The sequence below is a fragment of the Celeribacter baekdonensis B30 genome, from assembly GCF_000299875.1.
In the GTDB taxonomy this organism is placed as follows: domain Bacteria; phylum Pseudomonadota; class Alphaproteobacteria; order Rhodobacterales; family Rhodobacteraceae; genus Celeribacter; species Celeribacter baekdonensis_A.
In genome coordinates, this window is the sequence record NZ_AMRK01000003.1 from 409,598 (window position 1) to 430,034 (window position 20,437).

At 58.0% G+C, this 20,437-nt stretch carries 25 protein-coding genes; 12 read left to right on the plus strand and 13 right to left on the minus strand.

What is annotated here, in order from left to right:
• The first annotated feature begins 53 nt into the window (after nt 1–53).
• The 3 genes from B30_RS07850 (at nt 54) to grxD (ending at nt 1,251) form a co-directional block, all read left to right on the plus strand.
• Nucleotides 54–536, plus strand: coding sequence for a hypothetical protein (locus tag B30_RS07850; RefSeq protein WP_009571511.1), 483 nt, complete (start codon nt 54–56; stop codon nt 534–536).
• 77 nt (nt 537–613) lie between these two features.
• Nucleotides 614–844, plus strand: coding sequence for a BolA/IbaG family iron-sulfur metabolism protein (locus B30_RS07855; protein ID WP_009571512.1), 231 nt, complete (start codon nt 614–616; stop codon nt 842–844).
• Between the two features lie 47 nt (nt 845–891).
• Nucleotides 892–1,251 (plus strand): Grx4 family monothiol glutaredoxin, encoded by a 360-nt coding sequence (gene grxD, locus B30_RS07860; RefSeq protein ID WP_009571513.1) that lies wholly within the window; start codon nt 892–894, stop codon nt 1,249–1,251.
• Between the two features lie 95 nt (nt 1,252–1,346).
• On the opposite strand, the gene B30_RS07865 is transcribed toward grxD, so the two are convergent.
• From B30_RS07865 to B30_RS07875, 3 genes are read right to left on the minus strand one after another with little or no spacing between them, the layout of a single operon-like run.
• Nucleotides 1,347–1,709, minus strand: a complete 363-nt coding sequence (locus B30_RS07865; RefSeq protein WP_009571514.1) for an MliC family protein — start codon at nt 1,707–1,709, stop codon at nt 1,347–1,349.
• Nucleotides 1,699–2,106, minus strand: coding sequence for a cell division protein ZapA (locus B30_RS07870; RefSeq protein WP_009571515.1), 408 nt, complete (start codon nt 2,104–2,106; stop codon nt 1,699–1,701). The genes B30_RS07865 and B30_RS07870 overlap by 11 nt, the downstream gene beginning before the upstream one ends.
• A gap of 1 nt (nt 2,107) precedes the next feature.
• Nucleotides 2,108–2,665 carry a hypothetical protein gene (locus B30_RS07875; protein ID WP_009571516.1) on the minus strand — a complete coding sequence of 186 codons (558 nt, stop codon included), beginning with the start codon at nt 2,663–2,665 and terminating at the stop codon, nt 2,108–2,110.
• Between the two features lie 361 nt (nt 2,666–3,026).
• Between B30_RS07875 and tkt the strand changes: the two genes are divergently transcribed.
• The 7 genes from tkt (at nt 3,027) to B30_RS22365 (ending at nt 9,527) form a co-directional block, all read left to right on the plus strand.
• Nucleotides 3,027–5,048, plus strand: coding sequence for a transketolase (gene tkt, locus B30_RS07880; RefSeq protein ID WP_009571517.1), 2,022 nt, complete (start codon nt 3,027–3,029; stop codon nt 5,046–5,048).
• A gap of 108 nt (nt 5,049–5,156) precedes the next feature.
• Nucleotides 5,157–5,699, plus strand: coding sequence for an NADPH-dependent FMN reductase (locus tag B30_RS07885; RefSeq protein WP_009571518.1), 543 nt, complete (start codon nt 5,157–5,159; stop codon nt 5,697–5,699).
• A 238-nt stretch (nt 5,700–5,937) separates the two neighbouring features.
• Complete coding sequence (gene gap, locus B30_RS07890) at nt 5,938–6,936, plus strand: type I glyceraldehyde-3-phosphate dehydrogenase (RefSeq protein ID WP_009571519.1); 999 nt, start codon at nt 5,938–5,940, stop codon at nt 6,934–6,936.
• A 139-nt stretch (nt 6,937–7,075) separates the two neighbouring features.
• Nucleotides 7,076–7,219 carry a hypothetical protein gene (locus tag B30_RS22360; protein ID WP_040402006.1) on the plus strand — a complete coding sequence of 48 codons (144 nt, stop codon included), beginning with the start codon at nt 7,076–7,078 and terminating at the stop codon, nt 7,217–7,219.
• A gap of 173 nt (nt 7,220–7,392) precedes the next feature.
• Nucleotides 7,393–8,394 carry a type I glyceraldehyde-3-phosphate dehydrogenase gene (gene gap, locus B30_RS07900; protein ID WP_009571520.1) on the plus strand — a complete coding sequence of 334 codons (1,002 nt, stop codon included), beginning with the start codon at nt 7,393–7,395 and terminating at the stop codon, nt 8,392–8,394.
• A gap of 166 nt (nt 8,395–8,560) precedes the next feature.
• A complete protein-coding gene (locus tag B30_RS07905; RefSeq protein ID WP_009571521.1) occupies nt 8,561–9,211 on the plus strand; it encodes a MarC family protein in 651 nt (216 codons plus the stop codon).
• A 157-nt stretch (nt 9,212–9,368) separates the two neighbouring features.
• On the plus strand, nt 9,369–9,527 hold the full coding sequence (locus B30_RS22365; RefSeq protein ID WP_193217567.1) for a hypothetical protein: 159 nt from the start codon (nt 9,369–9,371) through the stop codon (nt 9,525–9,527).
• A gap of 108 nt (nt 9,528–9,635) precedes the next feature.
• Here B30_RS22365 and coaD read toward each other — a convergent pair whose 3' ends face one another.
• The 3 genes from coaD to B30_RS07920 form a co-directional block, all read right to left on the minus strand.
• Complete coding sequence (gene coaD, locus B30_RS07910; RefSeq protein ID WP_009571522.1) at nt 9,636–10,130, minus strand: pantetheine-phosphate adenylyltransferase; 495 nt, start codon at nt 10,128–10,130, stop codon at nt 9,636–9,638.
• A 117-nt stretch (nt 10,131–10,247) separates the two neighbouring features.
• Entirely contained in the window at nt 10,248–10,682 is a 435-nt protein-coding gene (locus tag B30_RS07915; protein WP_009571523.1) for a CBS domain-containing protein, read from the minus strand.
• A 70-nt stretch (nt 10,683–10,752) separates the two neighbouring features.
• Complete coding sequence (locus B30_RS07920) at nt 10,753–11,646, minus strand: LysR family transcriptional regulator (RefSeq protein ID WP_040402080.1); 894 nt, start codon at nt 11,644–11,646, stop codon at nt 10,753–10,755.
• A 180-nt stretch (nt 11,647–11,826) separates the two neighbouring features.
• Here B30_RS07920 and B30_RS07925 point away from each other — a divergent pair, with 180 nt between their 5' ends.
• Both B30_RS07925 and B30_RS07930 read left to right on the plus strand, forming a co-directional pair.
• The gene (locus tag B30_RS07925) at nt 11,827–13,326 is read left to right on the plus strand and encodes a CoA-acylating methylmalonate-semialdehyde dehydrogenase (RefSeq protein ID WP_009571525.1); all 1,500 of its coding nucleotides are present in this window, start codon (nt 11,827–11,829) and stop codon (nt 13,324–13,326) included.
• Nucleotides 13,327–13,509: 183 nt separating this feature from the next.
• Nucleotides 13,510–13,713 (plus strand): YgaP family membrane protein, encoded by a 204-nt coding sequence (locus B30_RS07930; protein WP_009571526.1) that lies wholly within the window; start codon nt 13,510–13,512, stop codon nt 13,711–13,713.
• A 4-nt stretch (nt 13,714–13,717) separates the two neighbouring features.
• Here the strand turns inward: B30_RS07930 and B30_RS07935 are convergent, their stop codons facing one another.
• The 7 genes from B30_RS07935 to soxZ all read right to left on the minus strand — a co-directional run bounded on the left by B30_RS07935 (nt 13,718) and on the right by soxZ (nt 20,419).
• On the minus strand, nt 13,718–14,374 hold the full coding sequence (locus tag B30_RS07935) for a Crp/Fnr family transcriptional regulator (protein ID WP_009571527.1): 657 nt from the start codon (nt 14,372–14,374) through the stop codon (nt 13,718–13,720).
• 31 nt (nt 14,375–14,405) lie between these two features.
• The gene (locus tag B30_RS07940) at nt 14,406–14,843 is read right to left on the minus strand and encodes a DUF302 domain-containing protein (RefSeq protein ID WP_009571528.1); all 438 of its coding nucleotides are present in this window, start codon (nt 14,841–14,843) and stop codon (nt 14,406–14,408) included.
• A gap of 77 nt (nt 14,844–14,920) precedes the next feature.
• Nucleotides 14,921–15,994, minus strand: coding sequence for a c-type cytochrome (locus B30_RS07945; RefSeq protein WP_040402008.1), 1,074 nt, complete (start codon nt 15,992–15,994; stop codon nt 14,921–14,923).
• Entirely contained in the window at nt 15,975–17,261 is a 1,287-nt protein-coding gene (gene soxC, locus B30_RS07950; RefSeq protein ID WP_009571530.1) for a sulfite dehydrogenase, read from the minus strand. The genes B30_RS07945 and soxC overlap by 20 nt, the downstream gene beginning before the upstream one ends.
• 75 nt (nt 17,262–17,336) lie before the next feature.
• Nucleotides 17,337–19,034 (minus strand): thiosulfohydrolase SoxB, encoded by a 1,698-nt coding sequence (gene soxB, locus B30_RS07955; protein WP_009571531.1) that lies wholly within the window; start codon nt 19,032–19,034, stop codon nt 17,337–17,339.
• Between the two features lie 121 nt (nt 19,035–19,155).
• The gene (soxA, locus tag B30_RS07960; RefSeq protein WP_009571532.1) at nt 19,156–20,022 is read right to left on the minus strand and encodes a sulfur oxidation c-type cytochrome SoxA; all 867 of its coding nucleotides are present in this window, start codon (nt 20,020–20,022) and stop codon (nt 19,156–19,158) included.
• Nucleotides 20,023–20,089: 67 nt separating this feature from the next.
• The gene (soxZ, locus tag B30_RS07965; protein WP_009571533.1) at nt 20,090–20,419 is read right to left on the minus strand and encodes a thiosulfate oxidation carrier complex protein SoxZ; all 330 of its coding nucleotides are present in this window, start codon (nt 20,417–20,419) and stop codon (nt 20,090–20,092) included.
• Nucleotides 20,420–20,437: the final 18 nt, after the last annotated feature.

The following is a 20,437-nucleotide window of genomic DNA, read 5'->3' on the forward strand; positions in this document are numbered from 1 at the left end:
ACACACAATCAGGCCCGCGTTCGCGCGGGTCTGTTCCGTTATAAGGACCCCGGATGGACCTGCCCGATCTCGCCTCTGATTGCTCCAACTGCGCGGCGCTGTGCTGTGTTGGGCTGACGCTCGACAAAGGCGATCTTTTTGCCTTCGACAAACCGGCGGGTACACCCTGCCCCAATCTCAAAGGTCATCTTTGCTCGGTTCACTCTGAACTGAACGCCATCGGCAATCCCGGCTGTGTGCTTTATGATTGCGCCGGGGCCGGGCAACGGGTGACACAGATGCGCTTCAACGGCGAAAGCTGGCGCGATGCCCCCGAACTTTTGCCCGCCATGATCCGTGATTTTGAACGGCTGCGGCCGCTGCACGAACGCATGACACAACTCGTGGCCGCCCAACACCTCGCCCTCCCGCCCGCGCTTGAAACTGAGCGCCTCGCACTTTTGACCCGTCTATCGCGGGCCTGGTCCGACACGGACAAAATGGCGGCGGCGTTTGACACCTTTATCGACGCCCTGCGTCAAGGTGGCTTCGAGTGATCTCACCAAACCCGCTTGCAGCGCCGCGCCCGCGCCCTTACATTTGGCCCAACACCAAAGATCAAGGAGCGCCATTCATGGCCATCACTGCCACCGACATCGAACACCTGATCCGCGAGGCCTTTCCCGACGCCCATATCGTTGTGCAAGGCGACGACGGGCAACATTTCGCCGCCGAAGTGGTCGATGCATCGTTTGCGGGGATGAACCGGGTGCAACAACAGCGTGCCGTCACTGCCGCGATCCGTGAAAAACTCGACAGCGGTGAATTGCACGCCCTCGCCTTGACCACCCGCGCCCCCGAATAAGTCCCTCACCCACATCCGTGCTGAGCGACAGCTGAAAGGATACTCCAATGACTGCCCAAGACACCATCCAAAAGACCGTGACCCATAATGACGTTGTGCTGTTTATGAAGGGCACGAAAATGATGCCGCAATGTGGCTTTTCGTCAAAAGTTGCGGGCATTCTCAATTTCATGGGTGTGGACTATGCCGATATCGACGTGCTGGCCGATGCCGATATTCGCCAGGGCATCAAAGAGTTCTCCGACTGGCCGACCATCCCGCAGCTTTACGTCAAAGGCGAATTTGTCGGCGGCTGTGACATCGTGATCGAAATGACCTTGTCAGGCGAGTTGGATCAGATGTTCGCGGACAAAGGCGTTGTGTTTGATCAAGACAAAGCTGAACAAATCCGCGCGGCCAACGTCTAAGCCACGCAAGCCCCAAAGAAAAAGGCGCGATGGGTTCATCCCGCGCGCCTTTTTTCATACCGGTTTTCATGCCGCTGAGGGCCGTATCGTTCGCGCTATTCAGCCACGTTGCAAAAGGCAAAAAGCGTCACGGACTCGCCGTAGTTGGCGTCAAAGTAACTCAGCGTTGCCGTGTCGCCCTTGGTCCACCACTCATAGCCAGAGGCCCCTACGGCTTCTGCATAGCGCGCGCCTGAGGCCGATACCGCCTGTGACAAGGAGATCAGCCGCCCTTCGGCATAGATCACCGCAGCGGGGGCGTCATCCGTGCCGGTGTAAACCGCATCAATACCAACGCCGCGTTCACAGACGTAGTGAAAGACCTCCGGCGCGGCGGCCATCTGTGGCATCTCATCCGCCATCGCCACCCCCGCACACGGCACAAGGGCCGCCGACAGGATCAAATCCTTAAATCGCATCTTTTACGCCCAACCGCTCTTCAAACGCCGCCGCCATGCTTTCCGCCCGCGCCGCCATTTCGGCCAAAGTATCGGTCACCTCGATGGGCACCACGGGCACTTCGACCCGCTCGGGTGCCGGGGTGGGACGGGCGCGCATTTCTTCGATCAAGGCTTCTTGTGCCCCAAGTTTGGCCTCAAGCGCGCGCATCTGTTCTTCAAGCCCTGCGGTCTTATCCGCCAACATCAAGCCCGCCATCAATAGCATCCGCTCGGCGGGCAAACGCCCGATTTGGCTCGACAACACCGAGGCCTCATTGTCCAAAAGCTGGGCGGCGGATTTGAGAAAATGCTCCTCACCCGCTTGGCAGGCGACCTCAAACTCACGTCCACCGATCGAGATTTTCACTTCGGGCATATCACACCTCCTCGTTGGACAGGTCAGACGGCGCAGGCACGTCGGTTGGCGCGGCCCCATTGGCCACACGCGCCATAACTGCGCGCAGCTCGGTCAGGATCGCATCCATTTCGGTCACATCCGCCTCGCGCGCCACTTTGAGCGCCTCAAGTTCGGTGCGCATCCCGGCATCAATCAGCGCCGCATCACCAAGCCCTTGCGCATTGGCGGCCCGAAGCCCGGCATTGTTTTCGCGCAATTGCGTGTTCACCAACCGCAGTTTTTGCATCTCGCGGTCATGGTCCATCAGTTGCCGCCGTAGCGTCTCGACCTCTTCTTCGAGCGCCGCCACATGGTGTTCTTGCCGATCATGGATCGCCCGGACCCGCTCTTCGAGCTGGGTGTTGGCGGCTTTTTCCACCTCCAACGCCTCGGTCAACCGGCCCAGTTCCAGTTCCATCGCTTCAGAAGCGATTCCCCCCGTCGTCGCCTCAGCACGCTCCTCGGCCACAGCCACAGCCCGCCCAATGCGTTCCAGCGCCGCGGTGATCCGGGCTTCGAATTCAGAAATATCATTCATCGCCGTTCACTCACACTTTGACTTTCTTTGTCTCTGCTCTGTTTGGTCCAAGTGACAGGCTGGACCTTTCCCCGCCCCGCTTTGGTGCCAAAACCAGAAACTTCCTTTGGCATCAAAGGCGAAGCGCACGGGCCTCATCCTATCGCACTTGATTCGAGAGCCTAGCGCATGGGGCAGGCTTTACCAATATGTCTGACCAAGTTAGCCCCAAACACCGGCGAAAAGGGGCAGATGTCCCGCTCAAACGCCCGCGCCGCCTTGCACTTTGCTGTCACATCGTTATCACGAAGCCGGAAAAGCCAAGGAATGCGGGGCTTACGCGCGCGACTTGGTTGTTTTGGGAGAGCAAGGAGATCCGCTTATGGACATCGCAACCCTGCGCGAGGCGCACCCCGACCATTGGATGCGCGCCACCGCCATCCGCACGTTGACCCTCGATGCCGTTGCCGCCGCCAATTCCGGTCACTCCGGGATGCCGATGGGCATGGCCGATGTCGCCACTGTTTTGTTTGGCAAACACCTGAAATTCGACGCCTCCGCCCCGACATGGCCGGACCGGGATCGGTTCATCTTGTCTGCGGGCCACGGCTCGATGTTGATCTATTCCCTGCTCTATCTCACCGGCTACAAAGAGATGCCGATTGAGGAGATCAAAAATTTCCGTCAGATGGGCGCGAAAACCGCCGGTCACCCGGAAAACTTCCTGCTTGAGGGCGTTGAGACCACCACCGGCCCGTTGGGTCAGGGCATTTCCAATGCTGTCGGCTTTGCCATGGCCGAAGAATCCCTGCGCGCACGGTTCGGCTCGAAACTTCAGAACCACTACACCTATTGTATGGCCGGTGACGGTTGTTTGATGGAAGGCGTGAGCCACGAGGCCATTGCGCTGGCCGGTCGCCAGAAACTCGGCAAGCTCATCGTGTTCTGGGACAACAACAACATCACCATCGACGGCACCGTCGATCTGTCCGACCGCACCGATCAGGTGATGCGCTTCAAAGCGGCGGGTTGGCATGTACAGTCCATTGATGGCCATGACCCGGAACAAATCGACGCCGCCATCGAGGCCGCGAAGAAGTCCAAAAAACCGTCGATGATCGCCTGCAAAACCCACATCGCTCTGGGTCACGCGGCGCAAGACACCTCGAAAGGCCACGGCGCATTGACCAATGCCGATCAATTGGCCGCCGCCAAAGCCGCTTACGGCGTCACTTGGGGTCCGTTCGAAGTGGCCGCCGATGTGAAAGCCGAATGGGAAGCCATTGGTGCCCGTGGTCACGAAGATCACGCCGCATGGAAAGCCCGTTTTGACGAGCAATCCGAACGCCGTCAGATCGAATTCAACCGGGTGTTTGCAGGCGAGGTGCCGAAAAAGCTCTCCGCCACGATCAAAGCGTTCAAAAAACAAATCTCCGAGTCGCAACCGAGCCTTGCCACCCGCGCCTCGTCGCAAAAGGTGCTTGAGGTGATCAACCCGATCATGCCGGAAACCATTGGCGGTTCGGCCGATCTCACCGGCTCCAACAATACGCTGACGGCGGATATGGGCGTGTTTGACGAGACCAACCGCAAGGGTCGCTATGTCTATTACGGCATCCGTGAACACGGCATGGCCGCCGCGATGAACGGCATGGCGTTGCATGGTGGCATCCGTCCCTATGGCGGCACCTTCTTCTGTTTCACCGACTACGCCCGCCCCGCGATGCGCCTGTCGGCGTTGATGCAGATCCCGGTGACTTACGTCATGACCCATGACTCCATCGGCCTTGGCGAAGACGGTCCGACCCACCAGCCGGTCGAACATCTCGCCATTTGCCGCGCCACGCCGAACACCTTGACCATCCGTCCCTGTGACACGGTCGAGACGGCGGAAGCGTGGGAAATCGCGCTGACCTCGCAGAAAACGCCGTCTGTCTTGGTGCTGACCCGTCAAAACCTGCCAACGCAACGTGTCGAGCATAAAACCTCCAACCTCGTGGCCAAAGGCGCCTATGTGCTGGCCGAAGCGGAAGGCAAACGCGACGCGATCCTCATCGCCACCGGCTCTGAGGTTGAGATCGCCATGGAGGCCCGCAAAATCCTGCAAGACAACGGCATTGGCACCCGTGTCGTTTCCATGCCCTGCATGGAGCTGTTTGCCGAGCAAGACGAAACCTACCGCCGCAAGGTCCTGCCCGCAGGTCCGGTGCGTGTTGGCATTGAGGCGGCTGTGCGCGATGGCGGTTGGGATCGTTGGCTTTTGGGCGAACGTGGCCGCGAAGCGAAACAGGCGTTTGTCGGCATGACCCGCTTTGGCGCGTCCGCCCCGGCCGAAGAGCTTTACGCCAAATTCGGCCTCAGCGCGGAAAATGTCGTAGCTCAAGTCAAGGCGCTGTTGGGCTAAACCGCCCCACATCAAGATCACAAAAGCCCGCGCCACATGCGCGGGCTTTTTCATGGTCTGACGCCTCTGTGAATTGACGTTTTGGCGCACAGTGATGTTCATACGCCCATGCATATTCTTGCCCTTTCAGGCAGCACTCGCCGCGCCTCCACCAACACCGCCTTGCTCAATGCCCTGTCTGCTGTTGCGCCTGAGGGCATGAAGATCACCATATGTGACGGGCTGGGGCAGTTGCCGATCTTTTCGCCTGATCTTGAGGGGCCTGATCGCCCCAAAGCCGTGTCGGATTTCATCGCCCAGATCAAAGCCGCCGACGGGGTGATCATCGCCAGCCCCGAATATGTCCGCGCCCTGCCCGGCGGATTGAAAAATGCTCTGGATTGGTTGGTCTCCGGCGAGGAGTTAATTGGCAAGCCCATCGCTTTGGCCCATGCTTCTCATCGTGGTGAGGATATGCTGACCGACTTGCGTCGGGTGCTCTCGACCCTGTCCACCGGCTTTGCGGCGGATATTTTTCTGCGCGTCCCGGTGATGAAATCATCGCCTGAGGACATTCATGCGCTGGTGACCCACCCAGACACAGCCCAAGACGCCCGCGCCTTTTTGATCCGCTTTTCCGAGTGGGCACATAGCCTCGCCCCCTCCCGTTAACCCCATCGACGCCAAATCACTGTGCAGTGTTTGCGCTAACCTTTATGTTTTCGCTAACATGTTGGCGCTAAAGACTTTTCCTATGCAGCATACGCCCGTATACCACGCTCAACATCCTGCCGGTCTGCGAACCGCGGCCCCTGCCACTCGCCGCACAAAACACCGCTCTAAAGACCGCACAGAAACCGCACGGACGGCGGGCAATGCCCCGCCAACAGAGAGCTCGGGAGACGCAAGAATGACCATCAGACTTGGGATCAACGGTTTTGGCCGCATCGGTCGCTGCACCTTGGCACATATTGCCGAGGCCGGCCTCAATGAGGTTGAAGTGGTGAAAATCAACGCCACCGGCCCGATCGAAACCAACGCGCATTTGCTCAAATACGATTCTGTCCATGGCCGCTTTGGCGGCACCGTGCGCGTTGAGGGCGACACGATGGATCTGGGCCACGGCCCGATCAAAGTCATGTCCACCTACGATCCGCAGGAGTTGGATTGGGAGGGCGTTGACGTTGTGCTCGAATGCACTGGCAAATTCAACGACGGCCTGAAATCCGCCGTTCACCTTGAGCGCGGCGCGCGCAAAGTGTTGATCTCGGCGCCTGCCACCAATGTCGCGCGCACCGTGGTTTTCGGCGTGAACCACCGCGATATTTTGGCGGAAGACCGGATCATTTCCAACGGCTCTTGCACCACCAACTGCCTCGCGCCCTTGGCCAAAGTGTTGAACGACGCCATCGGCATTGAAAGCGGGATCATGACCACGATCCATAGCTACACCGGCGATCAATCCACCCATGACCGTCGCCACAAAGACCTCTACCGGGCGCGTGCCGCCAGCATGGCCTTGATCCCGACCTCGACCGGGGCGGCCAAAGCGCTGGGTCTGGTGTTGCCGGAACTTGCGGGCAAATTGGACGGCACCTCGATCCGCGTCCCGACCCCGAACGTCTCCGCCGTCGATCTGACCTTTCAGGCCAGCAAGGACGTCACCGTTGCGGATGTGAACGAAGTCGTGCGCCAAGCCGCCGCCGGTCACATGGGCGCGGTGCTGGGCTATGATCCGGAGCCGAAAGTGTCGATCGACTTTAACCACACCACCGAATCCTCGATCTTTGCGCCCGATCAGACCAAAGTCGTCGGTCGCACCGTGCGCGTTCTCGCTTGGTATGACAACGAATGGGGCTTTTCGGCGCGGATGGCCGATGTCGCCGCTGCGATGGGCCGCCTGCACTAAGCTCACTGGGCGCACGCCCCCACAGGTTTTGAGGTCCGGCATCACTTTGCCGGGCCTTTTTTTGTTTTTTTGATCTGAACCCTTTTTTTCTTTACCTCCCTGACGCATTGTTCGGTCAAAGAAACAGTTAGCGCTACACATGACCAACCAAATTGCCGTCGGGCTCGCCATTGTGATTTTGATCGCGCTCGGTCTTGATTTTGGGCTGAACGGGGGGCACGGCTCTCTTTTTCTGACCCGTAAGTTTCTTGAATTGCTGCAATTGGTCGCCTTCTGGCGATGAAAGTCGCATTCCGGTTGACCTTTTCGCTCGGATCGTGATGTTAGCGATAACAACGAATTGCTCACGAATTTCTCCATGGCGGGATTTGCCACAGCGCACCATCATGGATCTCATCTGAGAGGGCCCTCTCCCATCGCCCTCTTTCCTGCCAAAGCGTCATAGGAGGTGCTGATATGGCCGTAAAAGTTGCAATCAACGGATTTGGACGAATTGGGCGTAATATTTTGCGCGCGATCATTGAGTCGGGTCGCACCGACATCGAAGTGGTCGCGATCAACGATTTGGGCCCGGTCGAGACCAACGCTCACCTGCTCCAATACGACTCGGTGCATGGCCGTTTCCCGGTGGAAGTCACCTTTACCGAAGACTCCATCGACGTTGGCCGTGGCCCCATCGCAGTGACCGCCATCCGCAACCCGGCAGACCTGCCCTGGTCGCATATTGACGTTGTGCTCGAATGCACCGGCATTTTCACCTCGAAAGAAAAATGCCAAGCGCACCTCGAAAACGGCGCCTCGCGCGTGTTGATTTCGGCCCCCGGCACCAATGCCGACAAGACCATCGTTTACGGTGTGAATCATGACCAACTGAGCGCCGATGACATCGTCGTCTCGAACGCCTCTTGCACCACCAACTGTCTCGCGCCGGTGGTCAAAGTGCTCAACGACAATATCGGCATCGTCAAAGGCTTTATGACCACGATCCACTCCTACACCGGCGATCAGCCGACGTTGGACACGATGCACAAAGACCTCTACCGCGCCCGTGCCGCCGCTTTGTCGATGATCCCGACCTCAACCGGGGCTGCCAAAGCCGTGGGTCTGGTTTTGCCGGAACTCAATGGGAAACTCGATGGCGTTGCCATCCGCGTGCCGACCCCGAATGTCTCTGTCGTCGATCTGACCTTTGAAGCCGCGCGCGACACAACGGTCGAAGAGATCAACGAGCTGATCCGCACCGCTGCAAACGGCCCGCTCAAAGGCATCCTCGGCTACACGGACCGCAAACTGGTGTCCTCGGACTTCAACCACGATCCGCACAGCTCGACCTTCCATTGCGATCAGACCAAAGTCATGGAGGGCACCATGGTGCGCATTCTGACGTGGTATGACAACGAATGGGGCTTTTCAAACCGTATGGCCGACACCGCCGTCGCTATGGGCAAATTCCTGTAAGCGAGCGGTTACAAACGCAGCTATCCCGCGCGAACGGGAAGTGGGCGCTCCGAGCCTTTGGGTTCGGGGCGCTTTTTTTCGCTTTGCGGTCGAATCGGATCCACCTCCTCTTGCGTTCTCCTGCCCTGCGGCTATTTCAGAACAAACCCTCCAAACGCGCGTGCCCATGTTCAACCTCTCCACCCTCCTGAGCGAATTCATCACCCTGTGGGTCGTCATTGATCCCATCGGCACCCTGCCCGTGTTCATCGGTGCAACCGCCAGTCTGGAGCCGCGATTGGCCCGCATGGTTGCGGCACGCGCGGTGTTGACGGCCTTTCTCATCCTGTTGCTCTTCATCCTGTTTGGTCAGGTGATTTTGGACGCTTTGGGCCTTGGCCTACCCTCATTCCAAATCGCCGGCGGGCTGGTGCTTTTCCTCTTTGCTCTCACCATGATCTTTGGCGATGGCAAACCCTCGCATGAGGTCGCACAGGTCGAAAAACCGCTCTCCGACCAACATGTGCAGGCCCGCCGCGTGGCCGTCTTTCCGCTGGCGATGCCCTCCATCGCCTCCCCCGGTGCAATGCTGGCCGTGGTCATGCTCACCGACAATGATCGGTTTTCCATGGCGCATCAGGCGATGACCGCCTCGATCATGACCGTTGTCCTGTTGATCACTCTGCTGATCCTCTTGGCCGCCGCCCCCATCCTCAAGGTACTGCGCGAAACCGGCGCGGCCGTGGTCAGCCGGGTGATGGGGATGATTTTGGCGGCTGTGGCGGTGGACACCGTTCTCAAAGGCTTTGTGGCCATTGGCGTCATCCCAAGTTTCTGAGCGCGTGCTGCACAGCCCACCCTCAAAAGCCATGCAGTTTTACCCTCACCCATGCGAAAATCGCATGACGCCTTTGGCGAACCGGCATTGGTGTTAGCGCTAATTCAGGCGCATATAGGAGGCAGAAATTCATCATAGCCCAGAAAGGATCGGCACCATGAAACTTTTCGCCAACCTGAAAAACGCCGCTCAAAAACGGGCCGCTTATCGTCGCACCCTCGCCGAATTGGACGCCCTGCCGCAAAAGGTCAAAACTGATCTCGCCATGGACCATAGCCGCGCCTGCGACCTTGCCCGCCAAGCCATTTACGGCTGAGCGCCCCAACAGTTTCTCATGAAAAAGCCCCGCGGGTTTTCCCGGCGGGGCTTTTATCATCTCTGATTTTTATAATCTCGCAGTGCCGCCTTTCGACGGCAGAAGTGATCACCGCTTGAATTTTGCCAAAAGCCGGTCTGCCACGTCGGGGGCCACGAATTTGGAAATATCCCCATCAAGACGGGCGATCTCTTTGACCAGTTTCGACGCAATCGCCTGATGTTTGGCATCTGCCATCAAAAACACGGTCTCGATATTGCTATCAAGGGCGCGGTTCATGCCAACCATTTGATATTCGTATTCAAAATCCGCCACAGCCCGCAGACCTCGGATAATGATCGACGCATTCACATCGCGGGCGCATTGGATCAACAGGTTTTCAAACGGATGCACCACAATCTCACAGCCTGTCTCATCGGCAATACGGCTTGTGTACTGTTTCAGCATCTCCACCCGCTCTTCGAGCGTGAACAACGGCCCCTTGTCGCGGTTGATTGCCACGCCAATGACCAAACGATCGACCAAAGCACAGGCCCGGCGAATAATATCGCCGTGGCCATGGGTCACAGGGTCAAATGTACCGGGATAGAGTCCGATGCGCATGGGGGTCCTCCTCTTTCTGCGGTGCACGCAACTATATTGCGGGTGCAAAATCAAGGGGATTGGGGCGCGAACGCCCCGTCACCCCGTCATAATCACACCAAACCGCGATGAGAGGGCTCAATGCCCCATGATCATCCCTTCAAGGGCGTTGTTTTCCATCGCCAATTCATCAAGACGCGCTTTCACCACATCGCCAATCGAGACGATGCCGATCATCTTGTCGCCTTCCATCACCGGCATGTGGCGAAACCGCCCCTGGCTCATCCGCTCAAGCACAACAAGCGCGGTATCGGTCGGCTCACAGCTCACCAGTTTGCGGGTCATGAAATCACTGACTTGATGCCCAAGAATCTCGCCGCCAGTCTTGCCCAATTCGCGCACAATATCGCGCTCGGACAGGATGCCTTCGGGGCGCTCAGGGTCTGTGGCCACAATCACCGCACCGATTTTGCGAGACGACAAAAGTGCGGCCGCATCGCCCACGGTCATGTCCGGGCGAATCGTGATGGCTTCGCCAATGACTTTCGATTTCAGAATTTGTCCTACAAGCATAGGCCCTCCCTTATGTGTTTGAGTTCAATCGTCTCCCTGTCCTCAGCGTCCACTGAGCGGGCCGTATCTGTCAAGTCTCGGCTTCAAGACTTTCAACCACAGCGCGCATGTCCACCGCCAACATATCGGCAAAACGCGACAGCCGCTCGACCTTGCGATCGTCGGCATGGCGGACCAAATAAAACGCCCGTTTAAGGCGGATTTGATCGGGCAAAAGCCGTGTCAAACGCGGCACATAGGGCAGGCAAAAATCATGCACGACCCCCAATCCAAGTCCGGCCCGGATCATGTTGAGCTGAACCGAGACCGAATTTGACGTATAATCGACCTTTGAAACCCCGATTTCCTCAAGATAATCGAGTTCCTTGTCGAAAATCAGATCGGGCACATAGCCGACCATCTTATGGGTCGACAGATCCTCTAGCCTGCTCACCTCGCCATGTTGGCGCATGTACCATTTCATCCCGGCGAGCGAGAGGTGATAGTCGGTGATCTTCTGTACCAAAAGCCGCCCGGAGGTCGGCGCGGAGACGCTCACCACAAAATCGACTTCGCGTTTGGACAGGTTGAACAGGCGCGGTTGGGCCACGATTTGCACCTCAAGGTCCGGGTGCGCCTCTGCGATTCGCGCAATCACACGCGGCAACACGTAATTGGCACAGCCATCCGGCGCACCGACCCGGATCACGCCCTTCAGGCCCCGATCTCCCTCGCCGCTCATGTCCTCGGCGCCAAAGGCCACCGCCTGTTCCGCCGCCTCCGCATGGCTCAACAGCCGTCCACCGTCGCGGGTCAGCTCATAGCCCTGGGGCGATTTGGCAAACAACGCCACACCAAGCCCCTCTTCGAGCCGCGCGATCCGCCGCCCCACCGTCGCTGGATCAATTTTCAACTGACGCCCTGCCCCCGACAGGCTTTCGGTGCGCGCCACCGCCAAAAACACCTTTAGATCGTCCCAATTCATGCTCATAGGCGTGTCTTTCCCTTGATGAGAGTTGTCGAACCTCGTGACCTGTACAGGATACCAGCGCGCCGATGTCTCACCACGCGCCCTTTGCAATACTGCAAAATGTTTTTGAAATCTTCCCTCTTTTTAACTCATTTTCGCAAGGCTACCGTGGCGCAAATGAAAAGGAGCCCCCCCATGCAAGAGCTGCAACATTACATCAACGGTGCTTTGGTCGCCGGAACCTCCGGTCGGTTTTCAGATGTGCTGAACCCCTCCACCGGCGAGGTGATCGCACGCGTGCCGCTGGCCACGCCTGCTGAATTGGACGCAGCGGTGCAAAAAGCCGCCGTGGCGCAACAGGCGTGGGCCAAGGTCAACCCACAGCGCCGCGCAAGGGTGATGATGCGCTTTGGTCAGTTGATCAACGACAACATGGACAAGCTGGCCGAATGCCTGTCGCGCGAGCATGGCAAGACCCTGCCCGATGCCAAAGGCGACGTGCAACGCGGGCTCGAGGTGGTTGAGGTCTGCATGGGCGCGCCTGCGATGCTCAAGGGCGAATATACCGGCGACGCGGGTCCCGGCATCGACCTTTACGCGATGCGTCAACCGCTGGGTGTTGTTGCGGGCATCACGCCGTTCAACTTCCCGGCGATGATCCCGCTGTGGAAAATGGCCCCGGCGATTTCGGCGGGCAATGCGATGATCCTCAAACCCTCTGAACGCACACCGATGACCTCTTTGATGCTGGCCGAGCTGTTCACCGAGGCGGGTCTGCCCGAGGGTGTGTTGCAGGTTGTCCATGGTGACAAAGAGGTGGTGGACGCCATTTTGGACCATGACACCATTCAGGCCGTGGGCTTTGTCGGCTCCACCCCGATCGCGCAATATATTTATGGCCGCGCCGCAACCAATGGCAAACGCGCACAGTGTTTTGGCGGGGCGAAAAACCACATGATCATCATGCCGGACGCTGATCTGGACATGGCTGCCGATGCGCTGGTTGGCGCGGGCTATGGTGCCGCAGGCGAACGCTGCATGGCGATTTCCGTGGCTGTGCCGGTGGGCAAAGAGACCGCAGATCGTTTGATCGCTAAACTGATCCCCAAAATCGAAGCCCTCAAAGTCGGCCCCTACACCGCGGGTGCGGATGTCGATTTCGGCCCGCTGATCACCGCCGCCTCCAAAACCCGCGTCGAGGGCCTGATCGCCTCCGGTGTCGAGCAGGGTGCCAAACTTTTGGTCGATGGTCGTGGTCTGAGCATTCAAGGCTATGAAAACGGCTTTTTCACCGGGGCCTCGCTGTTCGACGATGTGACTCCCGACATGGACATCTATAAAGAGGAAATCTTTGGCCCGGTGCTCTCCACCGTGCGGATGGACAGCTACGAAGAGGCGTTGCAACTGATCATCGCCAATGATTACGGCAATGGCACCGCGATCTACACTGCAGATGGCGACACGGCGCGCGATTTTGCCGCGCGCGTCAATGTCGGCATGGTCGGCATCAACTTCCCGATCCCGGTGCCGTTGTCCTATTATTCCTTTGGCGGCTGGAAAAAATCGGCCTTTGGCGATTTGAACCAATACGGGCCGGACGCGTTCAAATTCTACACAAAAACCAAAACCGTCACCGCACGCTGGTTCTCCGGCATCAAAGACGGTGCGGCTTTGAACTTCAAAGCGATGGACTAAAACTTCACTACATTGAACCAATTGAGACGGGGGGCCTTCGGGTTCCCCGTTTTCATTTGCAGATGCCGAACAGCCTTCGTGTTTCACGCGGATCAAACCCGTCCCGCGCCGCTTGTGAGTTTGTCACAGACAGAGCGGCGAAAACCGCCTATGGTTAAATCAGTGTCACAAAGGGAGACTCCCATGCTCAAACAGAACATCGGCAAGATCGACCGCATTTTGCGGATCGTCGTCGGCGCGGCCCTTATCCTCGGATTTTTCATGAACCCGGATGCGTCGATGCGCTGGCTTTACCTGCTCGGGATCATTCCCTTGGTCACGGGCCTGATGTCGAGCTGCCCGCTCTATTCCATCTTTGGGATCTCGACCTGCCCAATGAAGAAGTAAGGCGTTACGCCGCTTCTGACAGGTTTCTCAGTGCGGCGGGGTTGACCAACGTCACCTCGCCGCGCGCGGTTTCAACCCAGCCACGGCGTTGAAATTCCTGCAACTGACGCGAAATCACTTCCCGCGCGGTGCCCAATTCGGCGGCCAGTTGCGCATGGGTGGCTTTCAACCTGCCCGCCCCTTTCGACAATTCCAACAGCTTTTGCGCCAAACGAATATCGACCTTTTGAAAGGCAATCTCTTCGATCACATGAAACAGATCGGTGATCCGGCGCGAATAGGCGGAAAAGACAAAGGTGCGAAAGCTCTGAGAGTTCGCCACCAGATCGTCAAACACCCGGCGCGGAATAGCCACGGCTTCCACCTCGGTCTCCGCGATGCCTTCGGCGGAATAGTCCTCATAAGCCAAGAGGCACGCTGTGGTCAAAACGCAGCTTTCACCGGCGTGAACGCGGTAAAGCACAATCTCGCGTCCGCCTTCGGTGGTTTGTTGCACCCGCACCGTGCCTTCGAGCAACAACAACAGGTTCTCCGGGCTTTTCCCCGGTCCAAACAGCACCGTACCCAGAGGCAAATGGACGATCTGCGATTGCGCCACAAGCCGTTCGCGCACGCGCGGCTCAAGGGATGATAACCCCGCAAATCGGTCGATCCAGTCCATAGGCCTCATCCCTTTGGTTCAGAGGCTACATTTAGAAGCTTGTGGCCTCTTCGACAATCTCTGTCAGCAAATCTTCGACCGCTTGCATCGGGCCATCGGGGTAATTGGGAAAGCCGATGGTGACTTTTCCGGCTTGGTCGGCGACATAGATCGAATAGGGGCAATAGACGATATTCGCCGGATCGGCCTCCATCACCTGACGCGACACCACCGCCGAGCAGAACAGAAACACGTCGGCCGCATCAAATATCGTGACGTCAGAGCCAACATCCGCGCGGGTGCGTTCCAACATGTCGCCAGTGCGTGAGCGGTAGTCGATGACCAACCCTTTCGAGACGATAGCATCCTCGACCGCGAAGGTCGCATCCTCGAATGTGCCGTCATAGTCAAAGGTGATGGCCGGATCTTCGGCAGAGGCCGGGGATGCGCAAATGAGACCGACCGCAATTGCCTTTATCATTGTTTTCATGTGATTTTCCTCCCTTTGATCTCAGTCTACCACAGAAAAAGGGCGACCCCTAGGCCGCCCTTTCTAACTCTGTTCAATTACTGCGACACTGATTTGAGATATTCAATCACTGCCGCGATTTCGCTGTCTTTTTTCAGCCCCGCAAAGGTCATTTTGGTCTTGGCATAGACGCTCTTGGGCTTGGCCAGGAATTCCGCCAGATGCGCCTCATCCCAAACCGCTCCAGCCTCGTGCGCGCCCAGCATATCATTGGAGTATTTGAATCCATCGACATGGGCAACTTTGGCCATGAACACACCGTTGAGCACCGGACCTGTTTTGTTGGTCGCGCCCTCGCCGGTCTGATGACAGGCTTTGCACTTTTTAAAGACCGTTTCGCCTTTGGCCGCGAGATCGGCATCAAATGCCGCACTCACGACATCGGTCGGGGCTTCAACCGGCGCCTCTTCCGCCACGGCGACCTCAACAGGCGCGGCCTCGGCCACAGGCTCGGCGGCGGCTTGGTCCGTACCCTCTTCTTCGGGGGTCACATCCAAAACAGTCGCCCGTTTGGTGATCTCAACGTTGTCTTTGCAATTTTCGTAACAGGCGTTTTCTTCAGTGAAGATCGTGTATTCACTCGAAGGACGATCATCGACGATAAACCCATCGGCATTGGGCATGTCCACATCGAGGAAGTTCTCGTTGGAGAGCACGAAATCATCCTCAACGATGTAGTTCGAATAGAGGATATAGGCGGTGATCGCGTAGACATCATCATCCGACATGGTCTGCGCATTGCCAAAGGGCATGGAGCGGCGGACGTAGTCATAGACAGTCGAGAGATACGGCCAATAGGAACCGACAGTCTTAAGCGGATCTTTGTCCGCCAAAGTGCCGTCGCCGCCCGCCAGTTTCGGCCAATTGTCCACGCCCTCGGCAAACTCGCCGTGACACACCGCGCAGTTTTCCGAAAAGATCATTTCGCCATCTTCCACCGAGCCGGACCCCACCGGGAGCCCATCGCCATTGGGGGAAATATCAAGGTTCCATGCGGTGATTTCTTCGGGCAAAGCCGGGCGGCCCAGACCGAAGCCCTCGGCAAAAGCCGGGATGGAAAGCGTGGCGGCCAGCGCCGTTGCCGTCATGAGTTTAGGAAGAAACTTCGACATTCTCTGCCTCCCCGTTGGCTTTGACATGCCATGTCTGAATACAGTTGTTGTGATAGACCGAGTTCTCGCCGCGGACCTCGCGCAGCTGCGCTTTGGTCGGTTGAACATAGCCGGTTTCATCATGCGCCCGGCTTTGCAGCAACATCTCCGAGCCGTCCCAATCGGTATCGAGATAAAAGCGGGTGAGCGCCATTTTCTCGCCGGGCTTGGCCAAACGCGCCTTTTCCCAGGTCTTGCCTCCGTCTTTCGACACATCGACGCCGGTGATGGCGCCGCGCCCGGACCACGCCAGACCGGTGATCACCAAAGGCCCGGTGCCATGCGCAATCGGGCTTTGCGGGCTGGGCGAGGTGACGACGGATTTCGCATCCATCACCCATGTCCATTTGCGCGACGTGCCATCCGCCAAAGTGTCGGTGTATTTCGAGGTCTCTTCGCGGCCCTCAACGGCCTGTGCGGTCACTTCGATGCGACGCAGCCATTTGACCCACATGTTGCCTTCCCAACCGGGTACAACCAAGCGCACCGGATAGCCATGCTCCATGCGCAGCGCTTCGCCATTGGCCTTAAACGCCACCATGACGTCATCAAGCGCCTTTTCCATCGGAATGGAGCGACCGTTTGACGACGCGTCCGCACCTTCGACATAGACCCATTTGTCCGACAAATCGCCGGCAGCCGTCAGCCCCGCCTCTTCGAGCAGCGTGCGCAGGGAAACGCCCGAATATTCCATATTGTGGATCATGCCATGGGTGAATTGCGCCCCGTTCAATTGCGCCCCCGCCCATTCCATCCCGGTATTGGCGGCGCACTCCAAGAAGAACGTGCGGTTTTCACGCGGGAAACGCTCCAGATCGGCATAGGTAAAGACCAGAGGTTGATCGACCAAGCCATTGATCATCAAACGGTAATCTTCTTTTTTCAACTCAATCGCACCGGAGTGATGGCGCTCGAAGGCACAGCCCTGCGGCGTGATCGTCCCATCGAGAGCATGGATCGGCGTGAAGTTGATCGAGGAAATCGGATCGGCGGTGAGCCACGGTACATTGCGCCGGATCACGTCGCCCTCGTATTTGATCGGCAAGCCATAAGGCGTTTCATCAACGCCCGCGCCGGTGGTCATGGCCCAATCTTGTTTCTCCGTGATCAACGGATCGGGTGTGCCTTGTGCCGAGGCTGACCCTGCGGCCAAACCGACCCCCGTTGCCGCCGCTCCGCGCAAAAACGCGCGGCGCGAGGGGCTTATGTCCTTTTGGGTGTCACTCATGGTGTGTGCTCCCTTTTGAGGTTGTGACGTTTCCGCCCGGCCACTGTGCAGCCTGGGCGACATGTTCAAATGCGATCAGGCGCCGATGACCTGAACCGAGGTGTTCGGTTGCAAGGTGATCGTGCCCTGTTTGCGGATGTGATCTTCGACCACGTCCCAAATCTGCGGCCCTTCGGTGGCCTCATTGACCGAAGCCCAGCCAGCAACGACGTAGTTTTTCGCCGGGTCGAGTTTTTCGCCGGTTTTCAACAGCGTCAGCTCGGAAATCCGCTCTCCCTGCGGTTTGGTGATGTCAATGCGGTAGCCAAGGCCGCCCATCCGCACCATGTCACCGCCCTGTTGGTAATAGGGATCGGGGTTAAAGATGTTATCGGCCACGTCTTCCATGATCGTATGGATGAACTCACCGGTCATCTCGCTCCGGTACGCCTTGCCATAGGTCATCGAGGTGGCGTTCCAAATGTCTTCACGGGTGATGTCATCGCCCGGAAGCAGCGAGGGGCCCCAACGCACGCCCGGAGACATGGCAATATCCGCCTCGCGCTCAGAGATCAGCGCATCACAGATCAGGTCATCCCATGTGCCGTTAAAGTTGCCGCGACGATACAGCAGGCTGTCTGTCTGGCCGATCACCTCGGACATATCGGCCTCATAGGGGGCGCGTTGTTCGTCAATCAACGCGGCGACCTCTTTGTCCGGCTCGATCACATCGGAGAAGATCGGGATCAATTTGTGACGGAAGCCCATCATCCGGCCATCGCGCACATCGAGATCAACGCGGGACACGAATTTGCCGTTGGAGCCAGAGGCAATCAGGATCGTCTCGCCCACCAGCACAGGTTCGGGCAGTGCGTCATGGGTGTGACCCGTCAGGATCACGTCGATGCCGCTGACCAGACCTGCCATCTTTTTATCGACGTCAAAACCGTTGTGCGACAAAAGCACGACCAGCTCTGCGCCCATGGCTTTGACCTCGTCCACCACCTCTTGCATCCGCTCGGTGCGAATGCCGAAAGAGTATTCCGGGAACATCCAGCCGGGGTTGGCAATGGGCATATAGGGAAAGGCCTGACCGATCACGGCGATCTTCACACCACCACGTTCAAAGAATTGGTAGGGCGCGAAATCCTCGGAGGGTTCGTCCCACTCGGCATCAAAAATATTGGCCCCAAGCGCGGCAAAGGGCAGATCGCCGACGATCTCACGCACCCGCTCAGAACCCAGCGTGAATTCCCAATGGAAGGTCATCGCATCGGGTTTGAGCGCGTTCATCACATTGACCATGTCTTGGCCTTCGGTGTGATAACAAGTGTAGGAGCCGTGCCATGTGTCGCCCCCATCCAAGAGCAACGCATCAGGACGGGCGGCGCGGATCGAATTGATCACTGTGGCCACGCGGTCAAGGCCCCCGACTTTGCCGTATGCCCGACCCAGTGCGGAAAAATCCCCCGCCGAGAGCGCGTAATGCGAGGGCGAGTTTTCTTCGATCCCATAGAGTTTGCGGAAATCCGCGCCGGTGACATGGGGCACCTGCCCTTTGTTGCCGCCCACCCCGATGTTGATCGACGGTTCGCGGAAATAGATCGGCTTGAGCTGGGCATGGATGTCGGTGACGTGGATCAGGGAGACATTGCCAAAGGTGTCAAAGTCCAAAAGCTGATCTTGGGTCAGCGCCTGTTGCGCCGCCAAACGGGACCAATTGCCAAAGCCAGACGCTCCCACCAAAGCGGAGGCGGCCATGGAGACCTGAAGGAAGTCACGACGAGAGATCATGCGTGTTGCTCCGTTGCATTTTGCCAAAACCGGCGCATTTGCGGCCAAGTTTCATGCGTAAAATTGAATATATTGAGGAAAACAAAGCCCCGCACAGCACAGCCGGCGGGGCTTTGACAGATCAGTTGCGGACAGACGGGCCTTCGACCGACAGGCCGTTGCCACGCGACGCGACATAAAGCTCAAGTGCTACGAACTCCGGTGAACCCGGCGCAAACGTCTCGGCGCGGGTGTCACGGATACAGCCTTTGAACCGGCTATGTGCGCCCGTCAGCTTGTTGTCTTTGATCCGATACACCGGGAACCCATTGGTCTGGCCCTGCGACAGGTGGTCAGCGCGGATCATGTTGCCGTAGTTCTGCTCATGACAGTTGGCACAGGACAGATCGAGTTGGCCAAAGCGTGTGTAATACATCTCTTTGCCCTGCTCCCATGTCGATTGAGCCGGACCGTCAATGGCCACGTTCATCGGAGTGCCGCGCGCCACAGAGGCCAGAACAGCTTCGAAGTTCAGCATTTTCTTGCTGTCGTATTTCTCAGCTTCCGCACCCATCCGTTCGGTCAGACAATCGTTGATCTGCATCTGAATGGTGTAAACCGCCTCTTTGGCGTCATTCCATTTTGGATAGGTCGGCCGTACAGAGGCCAGGCTTTCCACACCATCGTGACAATCGGCACAGGCTTTGCCTTCAGACCCCATCACGGTGTCGAATTGGGCAAGCCCTTCTTCGGCCCCCAACATGCCGGGGTTGTCGAAATCGTCCATTTCCATCGCCTGCGTGTCATCAGAGCGGAAGCGCCAACCCGACATGATCTCTGTGAGGTGCCCCTCAAGATGCGCGGGCGCCGTCGTCTTGGTGACGATCTCAATCTCGCCGTTGATCACCAGTTCGGCATCCTCATCGGCGAATGCCGGGGCCGCAACGGCAAAAGCGGTCAGGACCGCAGCCGTGCAGAGCTTGGTGGTGAGCGTATTTTTAATGTTCATGCGTTTCTCTCCTCCCTGGGTGTGCCCTATGCGCCCCGATCGTCCGGGGCGCATAGGCTGACCTTGGTCAACCGATTGCGATCGGTTTCACGTCTTCGTAGACGGAGCCATCGTCATCGTACCAGGTGAATTTAAATTCACCTGCTTCGGGGACCTGCGCATCGAATTCGAAATACGGGTTGGTGGAAATCGCCGGTTCCATGGTCACGTCGATCACCGACTGACCGTTGAACTCACAGGTAAAGCGATTGATGATCGAGCGCGGGATGATGTTGCCATCACCGTCTTTGCGCTGACCCGATTCCATTGGATGCGAAATCAGGGTTTTGATCGTGATCACCTCGCCAGCAGCAGCCGACTTGGGGACCTTCACGCGGGGTTTGACACCAGATGCCATTGTCTTTGTCTCCTAGAA